This window comes from Paenibacillus sp. Root52, assembly GCF_001426865.1.
Lineage (GTDB): Bacteria > Bacillota > Bacilli > Paenibacillales > Paenibacillaceae > Paenibacillus.
Genome location: NZ_LMFO01000012.1, coordinates 286384 through 310492, shown reverse-complemented (window position 1 = coordinate 310492; position 24109 = coordinate 286384). Strand labels below are relative to the sequence as shown.

Annotated in this window: 26 protein-coding genes and 2 tRNA genes; 7 read left to right on the top strand and 21 right to left on the bottom strand. The window is 42.5% G+C overall.

Annotated features, from left to right (window positions below; genetic code table 11):
* Window positions 1-99 precede the first annotated feature (99 nt).
* Entirely contained in the window at window positions 100-774 is a 675-nt protein-coding gene (locus tag ASD24_RS12925; RefSeq protein ID WP_056696271.1) for a hypothetical protein, read from the top strand.
* 111 nt (window positions 775-885) lie between these two features.
* Here the strand turns inward: ASD24_RS12925 and ASD24_RS12920 are convergent, their stop codons facing one another.
* Both ASD24_RS12920 and ASD24_RS12915 read right to left on the bottom strand, forming a co-directional pair.
* Complete coding sequence (locus ASD24_RS12920) at window positions 886-2526, bottom strand: recombinase family protein (RefSeq protein WP_082560391.1); 1641 nt, start codon at window positions 2524-2526, stop codon at window positions 886-888.
* A gap of 552 nt (window positions 2527-3078) precedes the next feature.
* Window positions 3079-3150 (bottom strand) — tRNA-Val (locus ASD24_RS12915).
* Window positions 3151-3370: 220 nt separating this feature from the next.
* Here ASD24_RS12915 and ASD24_RS12910 point away from each other — a divergent pair.
* From ASD24_RS12910 to ASD24_RS12900, 3 genes are all read left to right on the top strand, one after another.
* Complete coding sequence (locus tag ASD24_RS12910; protein WP_056696267.1) at window positions 3371-3616, top strand: hypothetical protein; 246 nt, start codon at window positions 3371-3373, stop codon at window positions 3614-3616.
* A 247-nt stretch (window positions 3617-3863) separates the two neighbouring features.
* Window positions 3864-4307: a GNAT family N-acetyltransferase gene (locus tag ASD24_RS12905; protein ID WP_056696921.1), complete on the top strand. Its 444-nt coding sequence runs from the start codon at window positions 3864-3866 to the stop codon at window positions 4305-4307.
* A gap of 109 nt (window positions 4308-4416) precedes the next feature.
* Window positions 4417-4653 carry a DUF3892 domain-containing protein gene (locus tag ASD24_RS12900; protein WP_056696265.1) on the top strand — a complete coding sequence of 79 codons (237 nt, stop codon included), beginning with the start codon at window positions 4417-4419 and terminating at the stop codon, window positions 4651-4653.
* 82 nt (window positions 4654-4735) lie between these two features.
* Here the strand turns inward: ASD24_RS12900 and ASD24_RS12895 are convergent, their stop codons facing one another.
* The 4 genes from ASD24_RS12895 to ASD24_RS12880 all read right to left on the bottom strand — a co-directional run bounded on the left by ASD24_RS12895 (window position 4736) and on the right by ASD24_RS12880 (window position 6066).
* A complete protein-coding gene (locus tag ASD24_RS12895; protein WP_056696263.1) occupies window positions 4736-5017 on the bottom strand; it encodes a hypothetical protein in 282 nt (93 codons plus the stop codon).
* A complete protein-coding gene (locus tag ASD24_RS12890; RefSeq protein ID WP_056696260.1) occupies window positions 5007-5222 on the bottom strand; it encodes a hypothetical protein in 216 nt (71 codons plus the stop codon). The genes ASD24_RS12895 and ASD24_RS12890 overlap by 11 nt, the downstream gene beginning before the upstream one ends.
* A gap of 174 nt (window positions 5223-5396) precedes the next feature.
* A complete protein-coding gene (locus ASD24_RS12885) occupies window positions 5397-5720 on the bottom strand; it encodes a DUF3889 domain-containing protein (protein WP_056696258.1) in 324 nt (107 codons plus the stop codon).
* A gap of 28 nt (window positions 5721-5748) precedes the next feature.
* Window positions 5749-6066, bottom strand: a complete 318-nt coding sequence (locus ASD24_RS12880; RefSeq protein WP_056696255.1) for a hypothetical protein — start codon at window positions 6064-6066, stop codon at window positions 5749-5751.
* Between the two features lie 238 nt (window positions 6067-6304).
* Between ASD24_RS12880 and ASD24_RS12875 the strand changes: the two genes are divergently transcribed.
* A complete protein-coding gene (locus ASD24_RS12875) occupies window positions 6305-7207 on the top strand; it encodes a manganese catalase family protein (RefSeq protein WP_056696252.1) in 903 nt (300 codons plus the stop codon).
* A gap of 132 nt (window positions 7208-7339) precedes the next feature.
* Here ASD24_RS12875 and ASD24_RS12870 read toward each other — a convergent pair whose 3' ends face one another.
* The 5 genes from ASD24_RS12870 to ASD24_RS12850 form a co-directional block, all read right to left on the bottom strand.
* Window positions 7340-7654, bottom strand: coding sequence for a hypothetical protein (locus ASD24_RS12870; RefSeq protein ID WP_056696250.1), 315 nt, complete (start codon window positions 7652-7654; stop codon window positions 7340-7342).
* A 387-nt stretch (window positions 7655-8041) separates the two neighbouring features.
* A complete protein-coding gene (locus ASD24_RS12865; RefSeq protein WP_056696248.1) occupies window positions 8042-9766 on the bottom strand; it encodes an ABC transporter ATP-binding protein in 1725 nt (574 codons plus the stop codon).
* A 45-nt stretch (window positions 9767-9811) separates the two neighbouring features.
* A complete protein-coding gene (locus ASD24_RS12860) occupies window positions 9812-10843 on the bottom strand; it encodes a FecCD family ABC transporter permease (protein WP_056696245.1) in 1032 nt (343 codons plus the stop codon).
* Window positions 10844-10845: 2 nt separating this feature from the next.
* Entirely contained in the window at window positions 10846-11901 is a 1056-nt protein-coding gene (locus tag ASD24_RS12855; RefSeq protein ID WP_056696244.1) for a FecCD family ABC transporter permease, read from the bottom strand.
* A 359-nt stretch (window positions 11902-12260) separates the two neighbouring features.
* Complete coding sequence (locus ASD24_RS12850; RefSeq protein WP_056696242.1) at window positions 12261-12998, bottom strand: glycerophosphodiester phosphodiesterase; 738 nt, start codon at window positions 12996-12998, stop codon at window positions 12261-12263.
* Window positions 12999-13231: 233 nt separating this feature from the next.
* Between ASD24_RS12850 and ASD24_RS12845 the strand changes: the two genes are divergently transcribed.
* The gene (locus ASD24_RS12845; protein ID WP_056696240.1) at window positions 13232-13498 is read left to right on the top strand and encodes a hypothetical protein; all 267 of its coding nucleotides are present in this window, start codon (window positions 13232-13234) and stop codon (window positions 13496-13498) included.
* A gap of 229 nt (window positions 13499-13727) precedes the next feature.
* Here the strand turns inward: ASD24_RS12845 and ASD24_RS30755 are convergent, their stop codons facing one another.
* The 7 genes from ASD24_RS30755 to ASD24_RS12815 form a co-directional block, all read right to left on the bottom strand.
* Window positions 13728-13856 (bottom strand): sporulation protein YjcZ, encoded by a 129-nt coding sequence (locus tag ASD24_RS30755; protein ID WP_200956152.1) that lies wholly within the window; start codon window positions 13854-13856, stop codon window positions 13728-13730.
* A gap of 107 nt (window positions 13857-13963) precedes the next feature.
* Window positions 13964-14548 carry a TIGR00730 family Rossman fold protein gene (locus ASD24_RS12840; RefSeq protein ID WP_056696238.1) on the bottom strand — a complete coding sequence of 195 codons (585 nt, stop codon included), beginning with the start codon at window positions 14546-14548 and terminating at the stop codon, window positions 13964-13966.
* A 234-nt stretch (window positions 14549-14782) separates the two neighbouring features.
* Entirely contained in the window at window positions 14783-15202 is a 420-nt protein-coding gene (locus ASD24_RS12835; RefSeq protein WP_056696236.1) for a hypothetical protein, read from the bottom strand.
* 19 nt (window positions 15203-15221) lie between these two features.
* Window positions 15222-15890: a uracil-DNA glycosylase gene (ung, locus tag ASD24_RS12830; protein WP_056696234.1), complete on the bottom strand. Its 669-nt coding sequence runs from the start codon at window positions 15888-15890 to the stop codon at window positions 15222-15224.
* Window positions 15891-16428: 538 nt separating this feature from the next.
* On the bottom strand, window positions 16429-19350 hold the full coding sequence (locus ASD24_RS12825; protein WP_056696232.1) for an insulinase family protein: 2922 nt from the start codon (window positions 19348-19350) through the stop codon (window positions 16429-16431).
* Between the two features lie 517 nt (window positions 19351-19867).
* Window positions 19868-19953, bottom strand: a tRNA-Leu gene (locus tag ASD24_RS12820).
* Window positions 19954-20228: 275 nt separating this feature from the next.
* Entirely contained in the window at window positions 20229-20684 is a 456-nt protein-coding gene (locus ASD24_RS12815) for a general stress protein (RefSeq protein WP_056696231.1), read from the bottom strand.
* A gap of 223 nt (window positions 20685-20907) precedes the next feature.
* Here ASD24_RS12815 and ASD24_RS12810 point away from each other — a divergent pair, with 223 nt between their 5' ends.
* Window positions 20908-21129, top strand: coding sequence for a hypothetical protein (locus ASD24_RS12810; RefSeq protein ID WP_056696229.1), 222 nt, complete (start codon window positions 20908-20910; stop codon window positions 21127-21129).
* Window positions 21130-21245: 116 nt separating this feature from the next.
* Here ASD24_RS12810 and ASD24_RS12805 read toward each other — a convergent pair whose 3' ends face one another.
* The 3 genes from ASD24_RS12805 to ASD24_RS12790 all read right to left on the bottom strand — a co-directional run bounded on the left by ASD24_RS12805 (window position 21246) and on the right by ASD24_RS12790 (window position 24025).
* Entirely contained in the window at window positions 21246-21737 is a 492-nt protein-coding gene (locus ASD24_RS12805) for a NucA/NucB deoxyribonuclease domain-containing protein (RefSeq protein ID WP_056696227.1), read from the bottom strand.
* Window positions 21738-21862: 125 nt separating this feature from the next.
* The gene (locus tag ASD24_RS12800) at window positions 21863-23026 is read right to left on the bottom strand and encodes a sensor histidine kinase (RefSeq protein ID WP_056696225.1); all 1164 of its coding nucleotides are present in this window, start codon (window positions 23024-23026) and stop codon (window positions 21863-21865) included.
* Window positions 23027-23695: 669 nt separating this feature from the next.
* Complete coding sequence (locus ASD24_RS12790; RefSeq protein ID WP_056696221.1) at window positions 23696-24025, bottom strand: DUF1904 family protein; 330 nt, start codon at window positions 24023-24025, stop codon at window positions 23696-23698.
* Window positions 24026-24109 lie beyond the last annotated feature (84 nt).

Sequence of the window (24109 nt, the reverse complement as noted above, 5' to 3'; positions counted from 1 at the left end):
AAGCCCCATTTGTTGGTAACAGATTTGACAGCATGTGGAGTATTACATAATATGGAATAAATATCATTTTACAAATGATTGGTGTTTGGGGGAGAGTAGATGAAGCAGGTTTACTTGTTATTTTTACTTTTAATCATGCTTAGTGCATGTACGAATGTTAATGAGGACAACGAGGAGTTAGTCCGCCCTGTTACAGATGTTCAGCAAGAAGTTATAAATCCAGAGAATCAAACGACTGCGATTACCGAGAACACTCCGAATACACCATCCACGTTTGTAGCATTAGGTCCGAATAGTCTATCTGTACGAGATTTCGAATCAGCTTATGCCATGTGTGTATCTGCTCTGACAGCGTATTACAAAGCCACTTGGAATGGCTCAGAATTTGATGTGAACACTTATTTGGACAACGATAACTTAAAACAATATATGCAAGCGAAAATTGATTCCCAGCATGAATTATTTCTCCAAAATAACCTTACGGATAATACAGTAACAGGTCTTAAAGCAGGTGTTGAGAAAGCAGAGTTTCATGATGAAGGTGACTTTTTCTATCTTAAAATAGACGCAGAGGTCATTAAGGATGTGGGAAGTTATGCCGAGCCTACTGAATTTATCATTCAGAACTCACGTGGAAATTTAGTTATCATGGATTGGTATACTAGCGGGAAAGATAGCTATGATTCTATGATCCGCGGGGAAGACCAGGTGATTGATAATCCTGATATCTGGAAAGATGGTGAGTGGGTTGAAGGTTCCCCAATTCGTCCCTAAAACTATTATTCACCTTCCTGTCAGAGGTTGAAAAATTAAAAAAGCCCTTGATAATCAAGGGCTTTCAGCTATGCTCTGTAGTGAGCTCGAACCCCTAAGCTGTCAAGATAGTTATCTCCCAGCATCTTTACTTTCACCGGAATAATGATCTAGGAATTCTTTTAATCTTACCTTGATCTCCACTGAAATCTTCTCTTTGCTTACGTAAACCACATCAATAAGTGTACTCAGCATCATTTTCTTCTTTTCCGTAGACGCTTTATCAAATACATCTTGCCAAATAGGAATGTACTCTTTTAACGTTTCCATTTCAGATATCACAATTTTCTTCGACGAGAGTAATTTTTTAATCTCATTAATCTCATTTGAAGTTTGCGTGATTTCATTCTCTTTAGTCTCTATGAGTCCACTAAGCATATCCGGCTTAAAGGTACTCTTACCCATAATCGCCTTTGGAACTTCAGCATTTAAGACAGAAAGTTCATTATAATGCTCTTCGAGGATACTTTGTAATTTCTTTATCTTCTTTTCTTCCTCATTTGACGTTTTCTTTTTAATAGATTCAATTTTTGATCCAAAGTCTATAGTTTGAAGTTGGTTTAAATAAATATTGACTTGCTTCATTACCTGTCCTTCAACTTTCCTAGATGAAAAAGTTGCTTGACCATTGCAATCTGTTTTGCCCTGCAATTTGCCACTACAACGGTAACTTTTATTTTGATTGTATCTGAGTATTTCTCCATTGGCTGCTTTATACTTATTTACAAACGTTGTTGAAGTTAATCTTGAATTACAACATCCACATCTAGCTATTCCTGTAAGAAGCAGACTTCCTTTTGTGCTCATGGGTACAGAATTGTCTTTATTTTGTTTACTTTTTGGGTTTTTCTTTTCTCTGATATCCTGTACTGAATTCCACTCTTCTTCGGGGACTATAATTAACTCAGGAATAGGCTTTGAAAATGTATCATCTCCAGATTCTTTCCTATACCTCATTACCCCTTTGTATATAGGATTCTTGAGTATAACATTCACAGTAGCTGCACCCCATTGTTTAGCTTTTCGAGTAGGAATCCCCTCTTCATTTAACAATTTAGCTATTCTCAGTTGTCCATATCCCTCATCCAGCACCAGTCTAAAAATTCTATGTACTACAGCAGATTCTTCCTCATGTTTGACTAATTTAAGTAGTATCTTACCTTTCTTGTTTACATCTCCTGAATCAATACCCTTGTAGCCATAAGGTATTCCGCCACCCCTGAAAATTCCATCCTCAACCATCTGCATGTGTTTTTCGTTGACACGGTCAGATGTCTTTCTGCTTTCTCCACTTGACTGCCAAAACCTTAAATAGTTAACAAGTCTATCTGTGTGTGCCTCAATTTTTTGTTGCCCTTCTATTACAGACCACATTTCGATTCCCATATTTACAAACCACTCAAGTACAAAGGGAGTCTCATCATCTTTCCTTCCCAATCTATCGAACATGAACACTAACAAAACATCAAACAAACCGTTTTCTGCATCCTCTTTAGCCTGTTGAATAACATCACGATTCGAGGCAGACACTTTGAATCCTGAGACGCCTTTTTCGGTATATTCCTTAACTAACTTCCAGCCTTTTTGCTTTTCAATCATTCCTCTGCATGATCGCTGCTGCATCGGTATATCGTTTCCATCTAACTGTCCTTTTGTAGATACACGATACAGAGTTGCTACACGTTTAATTTGCACCAATTTTTGCACCACCATATCTTTTTTCTGTTATAAAATAACGATATCTCTTTCTCTACTTTAACTATAAAATTATACCCAGAATATTCCATTAAGTCAATAAAATAAAGTGAAAACAACCCACATAATCTGTTGTAGGTAGTCCTTTGGTTTATATCTCTCTTATTTGTTGTTCTATGTATTCATCCGATAGCATACGGAACCTTCATTTTACATGAATCCGGCCATGGGCCATTTTTATTTATTTCCAGTAGGTGTCGCACTTTCTATTACAATCCGAAGGCTCCTGATTTAGAATACACACATGATATTGAAAAATCCTATATAACTAAAATGTTAGTTGAGTTCTTTTTGAGAGATACTAATACATCGGGATAGTTAGCTTTCTTCGATAGAAAGACAGAATATTTATTTAGTGTAAACTTCAATTGATAATAATATTTAACTACACGTCAGAGCCATATTTATAATGCTCACAAATTGCACAGTATTCTTCTTTTCCTGTTATTCATTTAAATGCAAAAAAATCAATGAACAGCCATAGTTGACTGTTCATTGATCTCATGTATATAGGACGAGTGGGGATCGAACCCACGACCCTTACCCTGTCAAGATAATGCTCTCCCGCTGAGCTATCGCCCTTCAATAATTGTATTATATCCACTGATAAAAAATATTTCAATATGGCTATTAACTCATTAGTCCCAGCTGAGCTAACAGATCATGTACATATATATGTAAATCAAGTAACAGTATCATACCAAGTAACCGCGTACATTGTCAATTGTTTTGTGGTTAGATTACCACCATATTGGAGAACAATAAAGGAATGATTCCCAATTGAATAATGAGGTGATTCTCTATGAAGCACATACAATTACGCAACGTACAGTACGTTACTGTCAAACTAGTGGCTCTGCTCGGTACCTCCCTAATCATTATTGTCGCTTCTGGCTGCAGTTTGGAACGGGATGAGCATACTGTACAATTTCAACAGTTACAGAGCCCAAGTGGGACTGAAGCACTTCCGGTCTGGCTTGATGTATATTCCAAATCGGTTATTCAGGACGTATATTCTCCGCAGGGAAATAGTGAGGTTCTACCTTAAGTTCCGCTTTAATCGTGTAACTCGCAACTACTCATCTTCATCCCACTTCTTAGAATACGCCTTCTTGGTGACATAATATAATAAAGCAAACATGCCGGCAGATAACAAGAGTGTTATGGTCATAACCCCTGCCATACCCATCATCAACACCCCTTTCCATTATGTTCCACTTTAACTATACAGGAATTGCATTTTTTTGTATAATGCATTCTTACATGTCGCGCAAGAGCAGAAAGAAGGAATGGAATTGGCAGCGGAAATTAGTTATGTAACAACAGAGGAACAGCTCCAAGAAGCTCTGGAGATACGCAATCAGGTTTTTGTAATCGAACAACAGGTGCCCGCCGATCTGGAGATTGATCAATATGATGTTATTAGTCCCGATGCACACCATGTGTTATTGTATGCGGATGGACAAGCGGTAGCAACAGGACGACTTCTCTATTACAGCAAGGATACCGCCAAAATGCAGCGTATCGCTGTACTTCAATCCCACCGTTCATTTGGTTATGGACGCGTGCTTTTGTTAGCGATGGAAGAGCGGGCACGTGAGTTAGGCTTAACGTATTCTGTACTGGATGCACAATGTCAGGCTCAGAAATTCTATGAGAAATTAGGATACGAAGTGATTTCGGATGAACCTTTTTACGATGCAGGTATTCTGCATGTTCGCATGAGAAAAGCACTATAATTAACACTTACGGCTTATACCTCTTCTCCAATGCATACTTTCTACTGTTCCGGACAGGATAAGGTTGAAACCAGAATCCTACTTGTTCAGATAAGGAGAGTGTGACAACATGGATCAGACAACTCGTGAGAGCTTCACCGCCGTGCAGAAGAATGGAGATGGTGATCTAACTGCCTTTCAAACTTCAACAGGTCGGGTGTTAGATTATCAACAGGCACTGACAGAAGTACAGGCTGGCGCAATTGCTGGTGTCAATGTATTCAAGGGCAAGGATGGGGAGATGTATATCCGTGGTGATGCCGATGGCGATCCATCCAATAATCTGGACCAATTGCCAAGCTTCTAAGTTGAGATCATCGATCTGATATATAAAACGCTAATCCGTGTTAACGGGTTGGCGTTTTTGGTATTACTTTTATTTTGCCAGTTTAATATTCCGTAAAATATTTCAGGGCATCCACTTTGGGTTTGGGCTTTTGAATCGGTGTAGGCACCTGCTCCCATGCCTGCAATATTTGAATACCTTCCAGTGTTGACTTGTTCTCCCAGTAAATATATTGTCTGCGCTCAAGCTCCTGCAAGGACTCTTGGATGAGCGTTTTACTCCTCCCTGTCTTGGTCTCCAGCTCATCCATACGAGGCATACGACGGCGCTGTCCCGCGTAATTCACAATAATTCGTAAGACTTTACGATCAAAATCATTTAGCATAGTCCAGCTTCCCTTCCTTCTGAAGTACTGGCCGCCAGGCTAGGATACCCTGTTCAAGAAATGTTCGGGGTGCCCCATCTTTTCCTGCGGATGCTTTAATCAATCCACCTCGTACACTGTTAATTCGAATCTGCCGCTGTGTAATGTGCCCTGCACGATCCATGTATACAAGCTCAACCATCTGTCCGATGTATTTACCTAACATTAACGACCCCTCCTATATAAGAACATATGTTTGTTATTTATTATATGCGAACATAAGTTCTTTATTCAACAACTAAAAAAAGGATTTAGATAAAAAAATAAATAAAACCAGACATCCTCTGCTCAGGGCTGCCTGGTTTCTATGGACCGCTATCCGCTATAACAAGTTTTACACTCAGTGTCGATCTGATTCTGTAAATTGTACGTTTTTTAATTGCTGAGTTGAAGGATTAAAATCAACATTGACATACACCGCGAATTCTCTGCCGTCTTTGGCTCGTACCCATAACTTGAATTGCTCCCTAGACTGATTAGCTGTAAGAGAGGTACGACCAATATGTTTATAATCTACAATATCAACATTATACTTAGTCTGGGTTTCCTTAACCGCAATAATTCCCCACTTCGCATAGTCCGGCATCGTCGCTCCATTACTTGTTGCAAAAACTCCCGTAAAACTGAGAATCACCGACATGAAAGTAACGATGAGCATTTTCATATTACTCACTCCTTGGGATTGTTTCCCGTTAGCCTGCCCCGCCAGGGCTCCAATTACACCAAGAGCTTACAATTATGATGATTGGATGCCTAACCCACAGAATCATACTTATGATGATCTCATACCTAGTTGTTGAAGGATCGAAGCTCGCCCCCCAATCACCTGACAATAAATTAGGACGAGACGTCGCATCTTCCGTTGGTTCAAGACCATATTTTTCAGCTATGGCATCTCTGGTTTGTTGATCGAGCCTACTTTCACTCGCTACACTTGCCTCAGCATTCCCTAACCCTACATTTGAGAATAAAAGAATGATCCATCCTACAACTATCCAATGTTTACACACAATAGCTTCTCCTTCACACACCAAATTGATAACAAATATAACCAATGCCACTTAGCTGATTGTACTTAAATCTCACTTCATTGAAAATAAAAAAACTATAACTGCTAGCTGATGACTACATCCCACAAAAGAACCATTTATGTATAAAACTGTTTGAATACCTCCAATCCAGTGTAATAGGCAAGTGACAGAACGACTTCACTGATCTAGCACTTATTCTAGAGGAGGTTACATTTGAATGTTCAAACGCATGGATGAAATTGCAATTGAAATTCCTGATGTCGAGAAGCCGGATCCGAATGCAGCCGCAGCAATACAAGAATTATTGGGTGGCAAATTCGGAGAAATGTCAACATTGAACAACTACCTCTATCAGTCCTTTAATTTCCGCTCCAAAGAGAAGTTAAAGCCGTTCTATGACCTTGTGATGAGTATTACTGCGGAAGAACTAGGCCATGTTGAGCTTGTGTCACACGGCATTAACAAATGTCTTAGAGGCTCAACGGAGTACAAAGAGCCTGACGACACCCCGCTAGGTTCCGTGAAAGATGCTCGCCTCTCGTATCACTACTTGGCAGGGGCACAAGGAGCTATGCCTTTTGATTCAATGGGGAATCCATGGACAGGTGCTAACGTCTTCAATAGCGGCAATCTCGTCGAGGATTTGCTACACAATTTCTTCCTTGAATGTGGCGCACGTACCCATAAGATGAAAGTGTATGAAATGACAGATCATCCTGCAGCAAGAGAAGTTGTTGGTTTCCTGCTAGTTCGCGGCGGCGTTCATGTTGTGGCTTATGCCAAAGCATTGGAGATTGCAACCGGCGTCAACGTAACAAAGCTGGTTCCGATTCCTTCCTTGAACAATAAAGCCTTTAATGAAACTCGCAAATATGAAGACAAAGGCGTACACACCAAGCTATATACGTGGAGTGATAACGATTTCAATGCGATCAATCAGATCTGGAAAGGAACTCATCCTGAAGACGGGCTGCCTTTAGAGGTCATTCAAGGTGCACCAGAAGGTGTTCCTATTCCTGAAGCTCCTCCGGTCGAGGAAGAGTTTGCTCCAGGCATTTCACAAGAGGATTTCAAAGAAATTGCACGTCGCCTCAAAATGGCTGGTAATATTACAGATTAAGCTGACTTCTTGTGTGATAAAGTTTGATCACCAATAACGAATATAGATAAGGTAAAGCCCTCAGTTCCTGCTCTTTGCATGGAGTTGAGGGCTTTTTGCATTTGTAAATATTATAAGATTGATTCTATCGGATTACTTACTGTTTGCCTTTTTATACATGTATCTTCCCCAGATCACCAAGGTCACACACAACAAAATAACACAGTATGCCCACACAAATAGCATGGCAAGTCCCAATCCGATATTAGCATCCAGACGTTGATCAAACATCTCCGTATACAGTGCAAATCCAAGTGGTACCGCTCCCACGATAAACAGTCCAATCAGTCCAGCACCCCAGCGTTTTGACTCCCAGCCGGTTCCACCGCCGGAGAGCTTACGAATGCCTTTTATTAGAAACATTAGAATTAAAATAAATCCAACGCAGGTCATCAGAATTTTCAACATTTTCATTACCTCCTTCTTCAAGATCAGGACGAATAGTGGCAATCCATCTCTTTATATTTTGGATTTATTCATGAACGATGGTAATCACATATTACATAAGGCCGATACTTAAAATTACCCATTTGGCATACAGATACCACAAACCCTCTTCCTCCTATTCCATGTGCCCTCTTTCTCTCCACTTCCCACTCCTTTGTATACGTCCATTTCATTCAAAGCGGTTCAGAGCAATTCATTAAATAAGCGTTACTGCTGGTATCCTATCATCTACAATACGCTAGTCTTATTTCATTCATAACAAAAAAAGCCATCACCCGACTCCTTCCAAGTCAAGGCGATGGCACATATAGAATTCCCTCTGAACAATTCTTAAAACTACGTCACAAGTTATGCCCCAAACTGAGCGTAATGCAGACGACTATACACGCCTCCTGCGGCAAGCAATTCATCATGACGTCCCTCTTCAGTAATGCCCTGCTCAGCTACGACGATTATGCGATCAGCATTCTTAATCGTAGCCAATCTGTGAGCAATGACAAGTGTTGTCCGACCTTCAGACAATTCAGCAAGAGATTGCTGGATCGCTGCTTCTGTTTCAGTATCCAGTGCAGATGTCGCTTCGTCGAGAATCAGGATTGGCGGGTTTTTCAGGAACATACGTGCAATGGACAAACGCTGCTTCTGTCCTCCTGATAACTTCACACCGCGCTCCCCAATTAACGTATCTAGACCTTCTGGCATGGACAATATCAAGCTCTCCATCTGGGCGCGACGAGCTGCCATCCAGATTTCTTCTTCACTCGCATCCAATTTTCCATACGCGATATTCTCACGAATCGTGCCATCGAACAGGAATACATCCTGTTGAACGATACCGATCTGGCTACGCAATGAATCCAGCGTCATATTCCGGATCTCCTGTCCATCGATCAAGATGCGTCCTTCCAACACATCATAGAATCGAGGAAGCAGACTGCACAGTGTTGTTTTGCCCGCTCCTGAAGGCCCCACAAGCGCAACCGTTTCACCTGCTCGAATACTTAAATTAACATTTTTCAGCACAGGCTTCTGATCCGGCTCTTCCGAATATCCAAAAGTCACTTGCTCATAACGGATATCCCCGCGTAGCTGCGACACTTTCACTGCACCAGGACGATCTTCTACATCAGGCTCCATATCAAGCAGATCTGTATACCGTTTAAAACCTGCCATTCCTTTTGGATAGGTCTCAATGACGGAATTAATTTTCTGGATTGGCGTTAGGAATACGTTAGATAACATAATAAATGCAATAAATTGACCGTAACTCATGGTTCCCTGAATGACAAACCACGTTCCACATACAAGTACAAAGAGAGAAACAAGCTTCATTAACATATAACTGATGGACGAATTCCACGCCATAATCTTGTAAGCAATTAACTTGGTTTGACGGAAACGACTGTTGTTAACTGCAAATTGTGCTTTCTCATGCTCTTCATTAGCAAAAGCTTGAACAACACGAATTCCTGTTACATTGTTTTCAACGCGAGCATTGAAATCGGCGATATCTCCGAACATTCGGCTAAACGCTTTGGACATCTTACTGCCGAAGTATAAGGATATATAAATAATTAATGGCACAATGATAAACGTTAGTATAGCGAGATTGCCATTAATACTCATCATGATACTGAATGCACCAACCAATGTCATCACGGCGATAAATACATCCTCTGGCCCATGATGGGCAATCTCGCCAATATCCATCAGGTCATTCGTCATTCGGGAGACCAAATGACCGGTTTTTGTATTATCGAAGAAACGGAATGATAACTTCTGCACATGATCGAACAATTTTTTGCGCATATCCGTCTCAATGTTAATCCCCAGTTTATGCCCCCAATAGGTTACCACATAGTTCATGAAAGAACTGAGAAAGTACACACCGAGCAATCCAAGACATGCCCATAAAATCCAGTCCCAGCGCCCTCCTGGCAGCAGTTCATCCACAACTTTATTTACAGCTAACGGAAAAGCAAGCTCTAAAGCTGCTACGAAAATCGCACAGCTGAAGTCTAGAATAAATAGTTTTTTGTAAGGTCTATAATAGGCCATAAAACGGCGAAGCATATGCAGATTTCCCCCTTATAGCAACCACTCCATTATGATCACTTTCTATTTCGTCCTGCTCAAGAGATACAGGAAGTATGGTGCACCAATAATTGAAACTAGAATGCCGGCTGCCATCTCAGAAGGCTGTAGTATAACGCGTCCTACAGTGTCTGCCACCAGAACCAACAACGAACCGATCAATGCAGATGCAGGCAGCAAAAATTGATGTTTGGGTCCAACCAGACGACGAGCCAGATGTGGACCAATGAGTCCAACAAACCCAATACCACCACTAACGGATACACATGAGCCAGCAAGCCCTACCGCAGCAGCCAGCAAAATCAATCGTTCCCGATCTACCGGAGCACCAAGACCGGTTGCTGTCTGATCCCCGAGATTAAGTACATTAAGTACACGAGCCTTATACAGTACCAACGGTACCAAAATGACGATAAACGGTAGTAGCGCCCACACAAACTTCCAGTTGGAACCCCAGATACTACCCGCCATCCAAGTAGCTACGAATTGATATTTCTCTGGGCTTAGTCTAAGGGTTAGCACGATCATTGCGGAACTAATCCCTGCGGCTACCCCAATACCTGTAAGCAACATACGCGTAGGCATGATGCCCTCTCCCTTTTTATAAGAGAGTACGTAGATAAGAAATGCAGCAAAGCTTGAGCCGATCAAAGCCAGAATAGGCAGCAAAAAGATCGGAGCGGCTGTAGTTGTTGGAAAAAATGAAACAAACAACATCACGACAAGTCCAGCTCCAGCATTAATCCCAAGGATACCCGGATCTGCCAAAGCATTGCGGGATACCCCCTGCAAAATCGCACCTGATAAAGCAAGGCCAGCCCCAACCAACACGGCAATTACAATCCGCGGTAAACGAAATTCAAAGAGGATTAGCTCTTGCTTAGGCGTGCCGGCTCCAAACAGTGTTTTTAATACCTCAATTGCTGACAGCTTGGTAAACCCTGTGTTCATGCTTATGATAAATGCAGATATAATTAGCGCACCAAGTACAAATAGCACAATCGTGCTTTTCAATCTCTTCTTACGCTCTGTTCCAACCATACTTGAGGATGCCATCTTTACAGAGCTCTCCTTTCTTTCCGCGCCAGATACAGGAAGAAGGGTACCCCGATCAGGGCAACCAGAGCGCCTATTGGCATCTCGTATGGCGGGTTAATCATGCGTGCAGCCAGATCTGCAAATACAATAAGCAGACTTCCCAAGACGGCCGAACAAGGAATAATCCAACGATAATCGACTCCAACCAACTTACGTGTAAGATGGGGAATGATAAGTCCAACAAAACCAACAGCGCCAACGATGGATACTGCTGTTCCTGCCAGAATAAGTACGACAACAAGACCAACGAGCTTAATGAGACCTGTACGTTGACCTAATCCCATAGCGATTTCTTCCCCGAGACTTAGCAGGGTAATCGAGCGAGAGATGATCAAACCTCCAATGAGTGCAATCAAAACCCAAGGGAACATAATCTCCAATTGAGACCACTTGGTTCCTGCGACACCACCTGCTGTCCAGAAGGCAATATCTTGTCCCACTCTGTAATACAAAGCGATCCCTTCGCTAAAAGCGGACAGCATTGCGGTTACCGCAGCACCAGCCAGGACAAGTCGCAGAGGTGTGAGACCCGATTTGGACGATGCGCCGAAGCCGTAGACGAGCAAAACCCCAAGCCCTGCACCGAGGAAACAATACATAATGATGTACATATACGGTAGACCTGGAAAAAATGCAAAACAGATCGCAAGCGCGAACCCTGCACCTGCGTTCAGTCCGAGCAATCCCGAGTCCGCAAGCGGATTCCGCGTCATCCCTTGCATGATTGCGCCAGCTACGGCGAAGCAAGCACCGACCATTGCACCACCTAGAATTCGGGGTAACCGAATTTCCCAAATAATCTGATGTTGGTTAATATCTGGGTTAAAGTTGAAGATGGCTTCCCATACCACACTCAACTTAATACTTGCAGCTCCGAAGGAAACGGATAACGCCATGCTCAAAACAAGTAATATGGTTCCGCCGATCAAAATTAGCGTTGCAGCCCAGGGACGAGTATGTATTTTGGCTGTCGGCGAATCTGTATTCTGAGTTGCTGATGAATCTTGAGGAATCATATGCTGCCACCCTCGTTATGAGTGCAAACCGATTCTATGTACATAACAATCACCTCTCTGTAAATGCCGAACTTTAATGATATTGATTCTCATTCCCATACAACATTGTATGTCAATGAACGATTTCTCGCAATGGACAAAATGGACAAGTTTGTTGCACTTATTTTATTGGATAGCCCATTTAGAGCAAAAAAACCTGAAAACCAGCAGTTCTACAGCTGTTTCTCTAATACGAAAAAAAAGCCACACTGGCAAAAACCCAGTATGGCTATATGTACATCATGTGTCCGCATGATGTTTACGTGTTATGTGTTATCCCTCTCTCTATTTAGTCAATACATGTATGAAACATTAAATCATCAACGCGTATGTGCAGCAGTCAATGCTGCCAATACATCAGGTACATCCGTAATGATACCCTGAACCCCCATCTCAATCATCGCTTTCATCTCTTCAGGATCATTCACGGTAAATGGATGAGTCGCCACCCCTTGCGCGATTGAAGCAGCAACCTCTTCTCGAGTTACAGCGAATTTATAAGGATGCAATGCGGATGCCTCCAATTTAACCGCGTAATCATAAGGGCGATACAACTTTTCCATGTATAGAAGCGCTGTTTGAATCTCGGGCGCCAGACGTTTACATCTCACTAAGGAAGCGTGATTGAAGCTAGAGAGAATGACCTGTTGCTCGAGATCCCAATCTCGAATGACCTGTACGATCTTCTCTTCCATTCCTTTGTAACTAACAATCCCATTTTTCAGTTCAAGATTCAGCAGGATGTTTTTCCCTCGAATTAGTCCAAATAGTTGCTCTAAAGAGGGAATGCGTTCCGCTGCAAACGCTGTATGAAACCATGAGCCTGCATCAAGTTCTCGCAATTCCTCATAGGTCTTATCTTTGACCCAGCCCTCTGCACTCGCTGTCCGCGTTAATGTCTCATCATGGATAAGCACGAGTCGACCATCGCTTGTCATCTGCACATCCGTCTCGATTCCTGTAGCACCCAGCTCCAAGCAATGTTCAAATGCAGCCATTGTATTTTCTGGGCACACTGCCGATGCTCCTCGATGGGCAATAATCTCTAACTTTTTCACTTCCGTAGCCTCCTCACATTACGATCCCTCTATCTCCTCACTATACATATCGTTTGTCATTCCAGTATTAACAGAGCGTTTACTTATGTACTTGCTCATCGTCTAAGGTAAAGATATAGGGTAACATCCAGCAGGCTAGGGATTCACTCATTTTTGCGAACTCAATCTGTGAATTTGACATAACATAGTATGAACGATAGATGTTTCTCACTGCGCCATAAGGAGGTTGACTATTGAAGCCTTCAACGAAAATTCCATCTAGCCAGCGCCACCGCACATCACAATCACAGTCGGCTTCCAGGCTTTCCAAACCTACTGCGCACATTAAAAACAAATCCACCAATTCAGCCAATCAGCGCAATTCCACTCCCATCACAAGCAGGACGTTGGATCAGCTTGCAGTTATCGCGGCAATACTTTCCTTGATCGCGGCTGCCATCGGGCTGTATATCGCCTGGAAATCCTTAAGTATCCCAGATCAGACTGCTGTTGTGGTATAAACTGTGCAAACTCAAATGTTTTACACTAGCGATGATTAGTCCTGCTTCTAACTATTCCATTGGAGGCAGGATTTATCTTTTTTCTAATCGACTCATTTCTTGGTGAAAAAGCAAAAAAACCTTTCCCCTGAAACGCCGGAACATCCCCGGCGTTCCTTGGAAGGGCCATTTATCTACCGGGTTCGGTCACACGTCTGTGCCCCGCCCAATCTTAGAATGGCTGACGAAATTACAGAATGAACGCACTGGAGATAATAACCAGCAAAATGAACAATACCAAAATCGCGCCTGTAGATGTCCATGCTCCGCCGCCGAAACCTCCGCAATAACCATAGCCTGCACCTTTAAGTCCGCTCATGAGTGACACTCCCTTCTGTAAGAAAGTACACTATAGAATATGTCTAAGGCTGTAAATTGCTTGGGCAGAACGGAAAGTTTTCCATAGCGGCTACAGCACCCCGTTTGTCACTTTTTATCTAGCTGGGACCACTTTTGAGATAATTCAGCTGGAACATAGGCAGACATGTGTTCTAGCAATGTTGCTGGATCTGATTGCAAACTCCATAGACTAAGATGTGAAGTATTCGAAAATCCTTCATGCACGCTATGTTCCACCATCTTCATAAGGGGTTCGTAGTACCCTTTCACATTCAATAGACCTACAGGTTTACGGTGAATACCAATTTGAGCCCAGCATAATACTTCGAACAATTCCTCAAACGTGCCCATACCCCCAGGTAGAGCGATGAACCCATCCGATAGCTCAGCCATCGTAGCTTTCCGCTCATGCATTGTGCCTACCTCGATCAGCTGTGTGAGTCCTCCATGTACAATTTCTCCCCGAAACAGCCCTGTAGGCATAACACCAATCACTTCACCACCATGCTGCAGCGTTGCGTCGGCTACCGCACCCATAAGTCCCATACATGACCCACCATAGACGAGAGTAAACCCGCCTGTAGCAATTCGTTTGCCTAATTCAATAGCTTGCTGTGTATATTCCGGCTGATGACCTGGATTAGAACCTGCAAAAACACATATACGTTTCAAACGTCTTCACTCCTTGTCTCTTGTTGTGATCTCACTAGTATATATCACAAATGTCATTGCTATGTTACTCCAATTTACATTCCCACAAGACCAGAAAAGCCCGACCGTTTGCAGCCGGTCGGGCTCCCATGTTATTACACATCATTTAGAAGGGGTTGTTACACTTAATATAACGACTAAAGATTAAATCCAGATGATCTGTACATGAAATGAATATTAAATATATTCGTATGTTTAACGAATTCCTCGTCGTGAACGCACGACAAACATATACTTGTCCTTACGAAGAAATCGCCCATCTGCAATCTCAACCTGGTCTTCGTCATGGCGGAGGATGGTGGTGGATAAAGCTACAATTTTGGCTCTTCTCCATATCATCACTTCTGATTTAAAGTAAATCGCATTATCAAACTGTATCGCCTTCTTCATGACATATCCAACCTTATGCACCTCAGAACGCGCCTTCTTCAAAGGCAGGCTCTCCTCGGGCAAGGGTCTGATCATTGCGATATTATCGAACGATACTTTGATACGTTTAGGCCCAATCCGTACACAACCCGATTCTTCGTCCCAATCGACCAGCGTTCCTTTTAACGGTTCTCGAATGCCAGTCGCTCGGTATACAGCTACTTTTCGTCCCACCCAATGTCGCAATGTCCTCACCCTCATTTGTCTAGTTTTGCGGTATATTCCAGTCGATCGGTTCAATACCTTTGGAGGTCAAGAAATCATTGGCCTTAGAGAAGGGACGACTGCCAAAGAATCCACGATGGGCAGCAAGTGGACTTGGATGTGTGGACTCCAACACCAGATGCTTGTCTCGATGGATAAAGGCACCCTTCTTCTGGGCATGACTGCCCCATAGCATAAATACCATAGGCTCCGAACGCTCGTTCAATTCCCGTATAACGGCATCCGTAAATGTCTGCCAGCCTAGACCTTGATGTGAGTTAGGTTGACCTTCACGTACAGTTAACACATTGTTAAGCAGCAATACCCCCTGTTTGGCCCAATGAACCAAATAACCATGTTCAGGGATAGGAAGACCCAGATCAGCATGCATTTCCTTATAGATGTTTCTCAAGGATGGCGGAATGCGTACACCTGGCATAACTGAAAAACTCAACCCATGAGCTTGGCCTTCACCATGATAAGGGTCTTGTCCAATAATGACTGCTTTTACCTGATGATACGGGGTGAGCTTTAGCGCTGAGAACAAATTTTCCTTAGTCGGATATACAGTTTGAGTTTTGTACTCTGCCGCCAGCGCATAACGAATTTTATTGAAGTACTCGGCATTCACTTCTTCATGCAACACCGAATCCCAATCATTTCCAAACATAGATGTAGGCTCCTTCCCCTGGATGAATACGTACCTTTGCAGCCATCTAGCTGGCTGCTAGCTGTGTGAGCCGCTACCATCGGCTCATAGACTATCCATCATTTTAACATAACCGAAGACCACAGGCTAGAAATCTGCACACCACCTGCAATTTGAGCCGCTCTCTGCTGGTCTACTATGTGCCGCACGAACCGCACTTTTAGTTGTTAAACCTATCTGATATTGAGCCACAACGGTATCAAATACAAACACATATGCACATGAGCAAAAACGCCTTCTCCAAGGCGTTATCCACCGGAGAAGGCGCTAATTGGTAACATTTTAAGTGCGTGTTCAAAAAGGTCGGTTTTCAGTACCGAGAAGATGGGATGAAGCTAGAAATGGAGTAGCGGAGCGTAGGCAAATCTACGTGAGCAACGGACTTTTCGGCTGAATCCCATATTCGATGCTAAGATGCCGTCAGGCATCCTTCGTAATCAAAAGCGGACTTTTTGAACAACCTCTTTAAGTCAAGTCAAATGGCTCTGGATGCTTATGATTAATACTTGATCAAATCAAGCGTTTCGTCGAACAAGTCACGTTGTTCCTCAATTTTGCTCTCGTTACCAATAACGCACCGATGTTTCTCCTCAAGGATTGCAGAGATCAGCGGAGCAAAGTTAACGATGTGTGCTTCTGTGGTGCTCAGCACTTCATCTCTTTCTTTCTGGAGGTCTGCCTCCGTCACATTAGACAAGTAACACTCCAATGAGAAGGTTCCCTCTGCGTATGGAGTTCTAGGCGCATCGAGGTCTTGAATTGCACCAATGATATAACGTGTCATTTCGCGCGAATCTGCTTTGAATTTTTGCAAATACTGCGGCATCTCTTCGTACACATTATAGGTTTTCTCTAGGTTAGGGTCTCTGTAGGATGCCATATAGCTGTCGCCACTCCGTCTGAAACCTGTCATACAGCCATATGCGCCACCTTTAGCGCGAATATTTGTCCATAAATAGTCCAGTGACAGAATTCCCTGCAATACGCGAAGTGAGCCTGTATACTCGAATCCTTTATGGATGAAGTTGCCTGTCTGCACGACGTACTGAACCTCTGATGGAGACTTGAAGCCCTCGTTGTGATGGACTGCTTGGAACTCAGTATGTTCTTTAACAACCTCTTGCGTATATAGCTTCGCTTTTAGTTTCGATACGTGCTGCTCTAGACTAGCATATCCTTGATCATCAGCCGTATAACTTACCAGTAGGTTCTCAGGTCTAAAGATCATTCCCGTCAGTTCTTTCAAACGATCCGCTAGCTCTTCTTTGCGATCTTCATAATTTGCCTGCAGCTCCTCAAGCCACTGGTAGAACGCTACACCACTTACCGCTTCACGAAAGGCAGCTACGGCTGAATGCTTGGCAGAGGATCTGCCCATTGCTGCCGAGTGTCCACTATTGATTAAGCTACGCTGCAGTCTGCCCTTCAATTGGGAAATGATCTCGTACAACCGCTTCGTATCATGGAACTGCGAAGTCAGTACAATCTCCTCAATCATATCAAAAGCAAAATCCAGCTTATCATATAGAATTTTAGCTTCAATCTCAAAATGAGCTTTATACGTATTGTATTGACGAGCATCGGCGCTCGCCCCTACGCTGGCACTGATTCCACCGGAATGAATGTGGATTTCATTGGACAGACCATTGAATTTGAAGTTTGCGGTATCCACGTAACCTAACACACTTTTCAAAAGTCCTAAGTACGGCTGTAGATGCTCGGGAACTTCCTTCACATTAAACAACAATTTCAGATATCCAATTCCGTTCGTGTACAGATTGTGATGTACAATCGTTGTTCCATCGACGGACTTTAATGTATTCGATAATTTGGACGCTTGCGGATCGATATCTTCAATCGACAAGGTTGGAATGACCTGCTGTTGTTCTTTGGTTGAAGGTGCATTCTGATAATCCGCGAGTTCCTTGGTACGTTGAACCAGTTGCTCGATCTCTTCCGTACTCAGACTGGCTTGGAGTGATTTCAAACGCGATTTCAATGCCTCTTCCTTACGCAAACTGAGCCCTTTATCCGGAGTCACGGCCACAAATGACGTATGCGTATTTTGCAATAAATATTGCAGAATCAATTGCTCGAAATATCCTTCGTTCATCTTCGTTCTGAGCGAAGCAAATACAGCATTGGCCTCCAAATGGGTGAACGGTGCCTTGTCGTCATATAACCAGCTCTGTAGCGTATAGAAGCCGTAGATCAGCCCTTTAGGCATTCTTCCAAAGTCTGCTTCCCGATGATTAAATTCATATGAATTAATTCCGGCTAGAAGTGCTTTCGGATCGATCCCTTCGCGCACAACGCGCTCAAGCACTTCGTGAACCGTCTCGAGGAACACCTGTTTACTCTCCAAATTACTCTTCTTCAGCCCAATCGTCATGACCGGCTGGTACAAGCTATCATCATATGAGCCATATACGTCCTTGGCAATTCCTTTGTCGAGCAACGCCTGCTTCAATACCGCACCTGGAGCATTCAGAAGCGCATATTGTAATATTTGAAAGGCGATATTCAGCTCTTGATCCAAGCTTGTTCCAATAACTGCATTATAGGTTAAGAAGCTGTTGTCCACTTCCGACTCTGTCGTTCCAGCCGAATACGTTTGTACCACATCGACACGTTCACCAAATGAAGGCTGCAGCTCAATCTCCGAATCTGTCTCCATCCGATCGTATTGACTCAGATACGTTTCATCCAACCACTTAAGCTTCTCTTCCATATCCATGTCTCCATACAAATAAATAAAGCTATTAGAAGGATGATAATACTTCGTATGGAAATCCAAAAGTCCTTGATAGGTTAGATCTGTAATCTCGTCCGGGATACCTCCCGATTCCTTGGAGTACGTTGTATCTGGGAATAGAGAGTTGAGCACAGCTCTGCGAACAATCCGTTCAGGTGAAGAAAAAGCACCTTTCATTTCGTTGTAAACAACGCCGTTATATGTTAAATCATCCTCTGCAGAAGGTAATTTGTAATTCCAACCTTCCTGCAAAAATATTTTTTCGTTCTCATAAATATTCGTATTTAACACCGCATCCAGATAGATGTCCATCAAATTATGAAAATCATGCTCGTTACGGCTTGCAATAGGATAGATCGTTTTGTCCGGGTACGTCATTGCATTCAAAAATGTATTGAGTGAACCCTTCAACAATTCAACAAAGGAATCCTTCGCTGGAAACTTCTTAGATCCGCATAATACGGAATGCTCCAGAATATGAGGTACGCCTGTATTATCGCTAGGTGGTGTTCTAAAACCGATACTAAATACTTTATTGTCGTCTTCGTTGGACATAAGTACAATTTTGGCACCTGACTTTTTGTGTTCCAGCAAGTAGCCGTCAGATTTCAGTTCCTCCATCCTGCGTTCCTGGATTACTTGATAAGACTGAAGCTGTTTCAACATATGTCGAGTCCTCCATTAAAAATGTATTTGGTTAACTTTGAGCTCCGCAAGATAAAGGTAATATATGCCTATAGCCAGTATACACCAACATCCCTTGTCTTCATAACGACCACCACGGATTGTTTCATTACCCATTCCACAATGCCCCATAACAAAGATCGGACACTGATCTGAACGCAAAAAAATACAACAAAAAATATGAATATTCAGCTATACTGTAGCTAATTATTCATAACCAACGTTGGCGGAGGTTTTAAATTTGTCTAAGTACACTAAATTCTATGTATTAGCTTTTGTTTGGATGACATTAGGGGTCTTGCATCCAACAGGATATGCGCCAAAAGAAATTTACTTCTTTACATATTTACCGGGTTCAACTCTGTTAATAATCCTCAGCTTTATTGAATACAGGAATTCCAAGAATTAATCGCGCTTATGATTCAAGACCCTCATAAAAAAAGTATAAAAAAAAGGAAATCCCCTGATATATCAAGGAATTTCCTTTTCTCTTAATGGATGCCGAGGACCGGGATCGAACCGGTACGGTAGTCACCTACCGCAGGATTTTAAGTCCTGTGCGTCTGCCAATTCCGCCACCCCGGCATGTGTATGTATCACACAATCAATTGTGGCGACAAGAAATATCTTATCATGTATTTAAATAATATGCAATACTTTTTTCTAAAAATATTTCTAATAATAAAACAGGCACCACCAGCATAAGCCAGCAGTGCCTAGAAAGGTCGAGTTGCGGTCTCGAACTTTCTTATAAACCATCTATATTAAGGGAGGTGTAAGGTAAGAATACCTCCCCAACATTAAAGAAACCTAAAATCAGGATTAAATTAAGCTAAAAAAGAAAATAAGTTCACTTTTTCTTAGTCACGCTTCATGATAATAGGCGTGATCCGAGCAATCTCGTCTTCACTGGTTTCCACAATCACAAGCAAATGTTGTTGCATAAGCCATTGCTCATAATAGCTTGCGTCTTCCTCAGAGATACCGGCTTCCGTCAGGGTAAGTACAAAATCATCGGTCTCTTCACCGATTTCATTACCTGCAAGCCGGCGAACGGCCTTCCCGGCAGACATCGTATGATCCTTACGTTTACCAAGCGCAGCCAGCACCCCCTTAAAAGCTCCTAATGCTCCATCAGTACCTGCACCCTTAAGTGGTTTAGGTAAACCTGCCTTCTCACTAATCAATTCCAAATTAAGCTGTTCTTTAGCGACTACGCCGAGTGAATCGGAATCAACTCCTGCCTGTCGAAGCTGATTCAACATTAAAATGGCTTCGTTCTCAGTACGTACCATTCCAATCAATAACTTTGTCATACGGAATCCTCCTTAACATACACTTTAGCTTCAGTACCCTTTATAACCCTCTAACTGAAAGAAACAAACGCTAATCACGCGATAAGGCGAATCACCTAACCCACAAAATCACTTCTCTTCTGGAAATTCATACCTAGTTCTGATAGACTAGATAAAGAAGACAAATTAACCATTGAAATTATTGACATATCGAATCTAATCTCATAACCAGGAGAAATGACATATGAACAAAGAGGTAGAAATTGCCATCCGTCGTAATCAACAAATTATGGTTCGTAATACAAGTGGTGAATCTGTAACCGGATTTCCAGAACGCTCTGCCGACTCCTCCATCCTCCTTCTACGTACAGTACAAGGGAACCTTTGGATTCCGTTTGAGGAGGTTGAGCAGGTCACACGCCTGTTAAGCATTCGTTCGCATCACCTAAGCAGTATGGCACTGTGAACAGCCGTTTGTAGCCATCAGTGAATCAAGTGAATCATTGGACGATGAAGAACGCCAGACTTTGAGGAGTCTGGCGTTCTTCATTACTATATAAATAGGATCTGTCTTAGATCTCGCTATTCAACAACAAACTTCACTCGTGTTCCATTTGGATATGTACTAAGTTGATTGCCAACCCATGAACCTGCTCCGCGATTGTCCTTTGGCGTAATGTATTGGATATCCGCATTAGCACCACCCTCTGCACACATAGCCATTGGCCACTCGTCTCGATCCTTCCCCTTCTTCACTGGCACTCCCTTCAGCGAAAGATCCCGATTCGCCTCAGCACCATCACGATCGATTGTACACACATCAGAATGACCTGCCTTAACGGCCGATCGAATATGATTAGCTGTCTCTGGGTAGCGTTCAGAAGGGAAGATCAGCGTATGATCTACACCTTGGCTACTACTCCCATTAAATATAGAAGTCCAATCCCCCAGCTTATAATCTCCATTAAACCATGCTAAACAGGCGACTAAAGCAAGGGTGACCAAGGTGACCCATTGCTTCTTCAACCTGGCTGTCCCTTTATTTCTTCTCTTCCTTGTGCGTTTACGCGTCATGCTGTCTCTCCCCCATTCACCATTACATTATATCAGAACATTCGTTCGCGGAACAACGGAAATGCACAGAAAAAAACAGCCCGGATCTCTCCCGAACTGCCCTCTTCCGATCATATAATAATCCTTCAACCTACATGACCCATACTTGGCATCACCGGTTGCCGCTTTAATGGTACAGTGACCTGGAATTGTGTACCCTGACCTTCTTGACTTTCCACCGTGATTTCACCATGCATCAATTCCAGCAACTCTTTGCAGATCGTTAATCCAAGACCGCTGCCCCCAAACCTCCGTGCATGAGACACATCTGTCTGAGTGAAGGCTTCAAATAATTGATTCATCTGATCTTGTGGAATCCCAATCCCTGTATCTTGAATGCTAAAGACCAGCGTCGTTACATCCTCCAATGTCTCTTCTACATCCAATTGAATATGCACTTCACCTTGCTCCGTAAACTTAATCGCATTGTTTATTAAGTTATCCAGCACCTGTCGTAAGCGCAATGGATCTCCAACGAGCACTTCTGGCACTTCAAGATCAACATGGCAGACTAAGCAAATCTGCTTCTGTATAGCAGCGAGTTCATGCGTCTTAATGATCTGCTGGATCAGTTTGGAAGGCTGAAACTCAATCTGCTCTACCTTCATTTTCCCACGACCTAACTTTGCCATATCCAAGCTCTTGTTTACAATGTTCAGCAAGGCCTCTCCCGATTGACGAGCAAGCTCCAGGTACTCCTTTTGCTCGTCACTGGTTTCTTCCATTCCCACCAGCTCAATCATTCCCATAATTCCATTGAGCGGCGTTCGTAACTCATGATTCAGTTTGCCGATAAATTCTAGTTGTCCTCGGCTGTTCAATTCAGCCATGTTCGCTGCCATACGAAGCTGTTCTTCGGCATATTTCCGCTCTGAGATGTCATATTGTATCCCAACAAAAAAGAGGCATTCTCCCTCGTCATTAAAGATCGGATCTATATTCAACTCGTTCCAAAACTTGTGTCCACTTTTTGTGTAATTCAGAATATCTATCTTAATTGACTTCTGCTCTCTGAGTGCTTCACGAATCTTAGTTACTGTCTCTGGAAGGGTATCACGCCCTTGAAGAAACCTACAATTTTGCCCAATAGACTCTTCTAACGAATATCCTGTCAATGTTGTAAAGTGCTCGTTTACATAGATCAGGGGCAGTTCTGGTGAGGTTGCGTCGACCACAGTTACGGAAGATTTAAGCTTAGAAATTAAAAACTCCCACTGAATGGGCATGGAATACTGATTTTGAATGGTCATGCTTCCCTCCTGCTTCTATCTACCTTCAACAATGATCAATAATAAATGGTTGCATGTCATCAATTTGGTATGTGATCATACTAATTCAATATCATTAATTGTAACATAGTTGTTCAAACGGTGCCGGAAAGGTTAATGTTTTCATAAACTTAGGAGGAATACACATGAAGTTTCTGTTCATTCTCATCATCGTTATTCTGATCTTATTCATTTTCAATAGACGTCGTCGATAAGTGGATTGAGGCCATTCCTGAACGAGGAAGGAAGATCGCGCATGAGAACCCTCTTTTTTATTTTCATGATACTGTGCATTATCAATCTTTGTTTCCCAAAGTTCGGATGGTTCCTACGTTATGGTTGGATTGTTAAGGGGGAATCCGAGCCTAGCAAGCCGTATATGGCCTTTGTTCGTATGACTAGTTTAGTGATGTTATTAATTGCATTTTCGCTCGTGGCGGCATGATACCACAGTTACAATCGATCATGTATATGTCGGAGAAACAGCCATTTATGCATGCAAGAATGACTTTTATTCTAACTGTCGTCCTTAGAATCAGATCTCACTATAAATAAAAAAAGACGAGCAGCATTCGCCCGTCTGTGTCTGGTCCAAGCACAATTGGATCAGATTTTTTATTTGATCAACTTATATACTGGGTCACATCTCATTCAATTCAGAGGGTAATCCGTTAACGGTTTCCCCTGCTTGTAATATAGAGTAGGCTCCAAAATACTAAAAAATATGTGTACGTCCGGCAAACCTGCTTCGACCAAAATGACGTATATGGAAGAGGCCATTCGATTATGGATTTCCTGATCACGCTGAAACATAACAATTTCTATAGAAGCTGGAGAAGGAGTAAGTACTTGTACATCATAACGCTCAGCCTTAATTCTTTCTTGCGGAATATTAGAAGTGAGCGACATCTGCTCTGTGATTTTAGGTACAACTTCTTCTAACTGATGACCTGTAAAGCCTCTGAAGCGAATAAACGGCATTGCAATCCCTTCAATCTTTAAATTTAGTTACTTATGTGATTTTAAGTACATTGTTTTCTATTGTCAAATGACAGACTTTCTATA